Consider the following 3,267-nt stretch of genomic DNA (forward strand, 5'->3'; position numbering starts at 1 on the left):
ATCTTACCGTCAGTACGGTCGCGCAAATCGTCGATTGGGAAGAACGTGATAACCGTTCCTGGTGTTCCCATGAAGTCACCATAGTAAACGTGACGGTTACGTGGGTTAGCTTGGTTAACTGAGTTCTTGATGAAACGCATGCCCAAAACGCCAACGTAGTAATCAGCGTTCAACTTAGCATCGCCAGTCAATAGTGAAATGTGGTGAGTTTGCATTACTTCTGCCCTCTTTTTATGTTTAAAAATTTTTATGTCATTTACTTTATGTACACATAATAACCAACTACCAAAAACAATGCACGTAAAAAGTGTCATTTTTTTATCAAATATTTTTGACAGCTGACGCCTGCATTAAACCCGCATTTCAGGTAGACTATAAGTATCAAATAATATTGAGGGGTTATCACAATGGATTACAATATTGAGGCAAATATGCAATTTCCACTGGTGACATACAACTTGTTACCCAACGAAACAGTTCGCATTCAAAGTGGTGCGATGGTTTATCACACTGGCGACACCCAACTAAAGGGTCGTCTAAACGCAAATGGCGGTTCAGGTATTGGTAAGCTATTGCGTGCCGCCGGACGTGCCATGGTCAGTGGCGAATCAGTCTTCATTACCGAAGTCTCAGCCGGTGCTAAGGGTGGTGATCTAGCTTTGGCCCCCGCCGTGCCTGGTACGATTCAAGCCTTGGAAGTTACGCCTGGTCGCAACTACTACTTGAATGACTCAGCTTTCTTAGCCATGGACGGTACCGTGCAATACAGCATGGAACGGCAATCAGTTGGACGCGCTATTCTAGGTGGCCAAGGTGGTTTGTTCGTCATGAAGACGTCTGGTGAAGGGACTTTGCTCGTTGCGGCGTTCGGATCAATTAAGGAAATCGACCTGCAAGACGCCCACGACTTCACCATCGATAATGCGCACGTTGTCGCTTGGGAAACGTCACTAACTTATGACATTCACCTTGAAGGTGGTGGTTTGATTAGTTCAATCGGCACGGGCGAAGGTGTGGTCAACACGTTTAACGGCACTGGAAAAGTTCTCGTTCAATCTTTGAATCTTGAGAATTTTGCCAATATGCTCAAGCCATTCATGCCACAACCTAGTTCAAACTAAAAAAATGGGTATCGACCGCGTTGTCGATACCCATTTTTCTATTGTTTTTTAACTTGGCTAAAGATGATAAAACCAACCAATTGCACCGCAACAATTAATATCGCCATTGGCATGTACGTGTGTTGGCCGAAAAGCCCGACGATTGGTGACATCAGTCCACCCAACGCATAACGCGCTAGTCCAAGCAACGCTGAAGCTGAACCCGCGTTTTGTTGTTGCCCTTGCATCCCCAACGCCGTCGTCAATGAAATAATACCCCCGACCGTTGCCACAACTAAGAATAATGGTGGCAAAATCAGCCAAAGTGACTTAGGCAAGAATGCCGTCACAAGCAAGAGGATTCCACCTAAAAAGCCAGCTCGGATAAACCAGCGGAGTGCGCGATATTCACCAAACTTCACCGCCCAGCGACCAGCCAGACTCGACATGAGTGCAATACCAGCTCCATTAATCGCATACACAATCCCAAAAGTCGTCACTGACATGCCAAAAATCTTTTGCAAGACGAATGATGAACCAGAAATATATGCAAACAATGCTGCCGTCATAAAGGCCTGTGTAAGCGCATATAGCACAAATTCACGTTGCTTAAATAATTGTGCAAAACCACCCACCACAGAAGGACGGTCAGCTACCTGTGCCTTCTCAGCTGGCAAGGTTTCCGGCAGGGCAAGCAAGACGCTCACAAACAAGATCAGCCCCAAGACTGCCAAAACCCAGAATGTCATCTGCCAGTCCGCAATGGCAATGATCACCCCACCAAACACGGGCGCCAAGACTGGAAAGACGCCATTAATCGTTTGATTAATCGCAATTTGCTTCGTCAAAGTCTTACCAGTAAATAAATCCGTAATTACCGCCAATGACAAAACAATCCCCGTTGAACCGGCCAAGCCCTGAATCAACCGTAAAATAATCAACACCCAAATGTTCGGTGCGAAAACAATCGTTGCCGAACTCAGGCCGAATAAGACCGTGCCCCACAGCAACGGTGTCCGCCGGCCAATTCGGTCAGACAATGGTCCAATGATCACTTGTCCGAGTGCCAAACCCAGCAAGGATGCTGTAATCGTCAACTGCGCTAATGACGTTGACGTGTGTAAATCCTGTTGTAACTCTGGTAACCCTGGCAAATATAAATCCATCGCCAGTGGTGAAAAGGCACTTAAGACACCCAATAAAAAGAGCTGAAAGATGCCAATTTTCTTCTTCATAACCCACAATCTCCCAATCAAAAAACGACCCAATTTGAGCCGTTTTACTTAAATCATGTTTTTAGTATAAGCGTACGTCCTACTTTACGCACTCACAAAGTGACTAATAAATAAGCCAGCGATGTTGAAATAAATAATGACGGATGTCAAATCAGATAACGTTGAAATGAACGGACCCGACGCAACTGCTGGATCAACCCCGATTTTATCCATTACTAGCGGAATGAATGATCCTGCAACATTCGCTACCAGAATGGCCACACCCATCGCAAGACCGACCGCAACACCTAAGAGCATATTGGCTTTCCAAATCCACACAACCAAAAAGATGGTCAAACCGGCCGTTGCACCAATCATGGCACCAATCAAAACCTCAGTCATCAACATCTTAATGAGCGAACTTGTTTCTTTCAACGCTAAACGACGCACTGACACGGCCAATGACTGCGTCCCAGCATTACCGGCGGTTCCCGTAATCAAAGAGATGAACACTGCCAAAATCGACGCTTGGCTCACTAAACCTTCAAAGTTATTGATTACTGAAGCCGTTCCCATTCCCAAGAAAATCAAACCAACTAGCCAAGGTAAACGCTTAGCAGCGGATTTAAATGGATTCTCTTCCAACGTGACAACGTCCACACCGGCCAAACGAGAGTAGTCTTCCGCGGCCTCTTCATCAATAACGTCCACGATATCATCGACTGTAATGGTACCAACAAGGTGGTCTTTCACCACAACTGGAATCGACACGAAATTATAGTCGGCCATCAATCGGGCAACGTCCTCCTGGTCATCACTCGGCGTCACTGTAATCAAGTTTGTATCCATCACATCCGCAACCTTGGCTTCGTCCGGCCAAACAATCAAAGAACGCAATGAGATAACGCCGACAAGCTTTTCATCATCGTCCACGACATAAATGTAAGTAATTT

General features: G+C 45.9%; 4 protein-coding genes. 1 reads left to right on the forward strand and 3 read right to left on the reverse strand.

Going from position 1 to position 3,267, the window contains the following annotated elements; all coding sequences use genetic code 11:
• The coding region (locus tag WEIDD23_RS14375) for a VOC family protein (protein ID WP_242865398.1) at window positions 1–215 on the reverse strand (215 nt) is incomplete at its 3' end.
• Between the two features lie 192 nt (window positions 216–407).
• Between WEIDD23_RS14375 and WEIDD23_RS02420 the strand changes: the two genes are divergently transcribed.
• Window positions 408–1,121: a TIGR00266 family protein gene (locus WEIDD23_RS02420; RefSeq protein ID WP_062358723.1), complete on the forward strand. Its 714-nt coding sequence runs from the start codon at window positions 408–410 to the stop codon at window positions 1,119–1,121.
• 38 nt (window positions 1,122–1,159) lie between these two features.
• On the opposite strand, the gene WEIDD23_RS02425 is transcribed toward WEIDD23_RS02420, so the two are convergent.
• A complete protein-coding gene (locus tag WEIDD23_RS02425) occupies window positions 1,160–2,335 on the reverse strand; it encodes a multidrug effflux MFS transporter (protein ID WP_010373829.1) in 1,176 nt (391 codons plus the stop codon).
• Window positions 2,336–2,419: 84 nt separating this feature from the next.
• A partial coding sequence (mgtE, locus tag WEIDD23_RS02430; protein ID WP_082778299.1) for a magnesium transporter occupies window positions 2,420–3,267 on the reverse strand: 848 nt, incomplete at its 5' end.

The sequence above is a fragment of the Weissella sp. DD23 genome, assembly GCF_001579105.1.
Classification (GTDB): domain Bacteria; phylum Bacillota; class Bacilli; order Lactobacillales; family Lactobacillaceae; genus Weissella; species Weissella cibaria.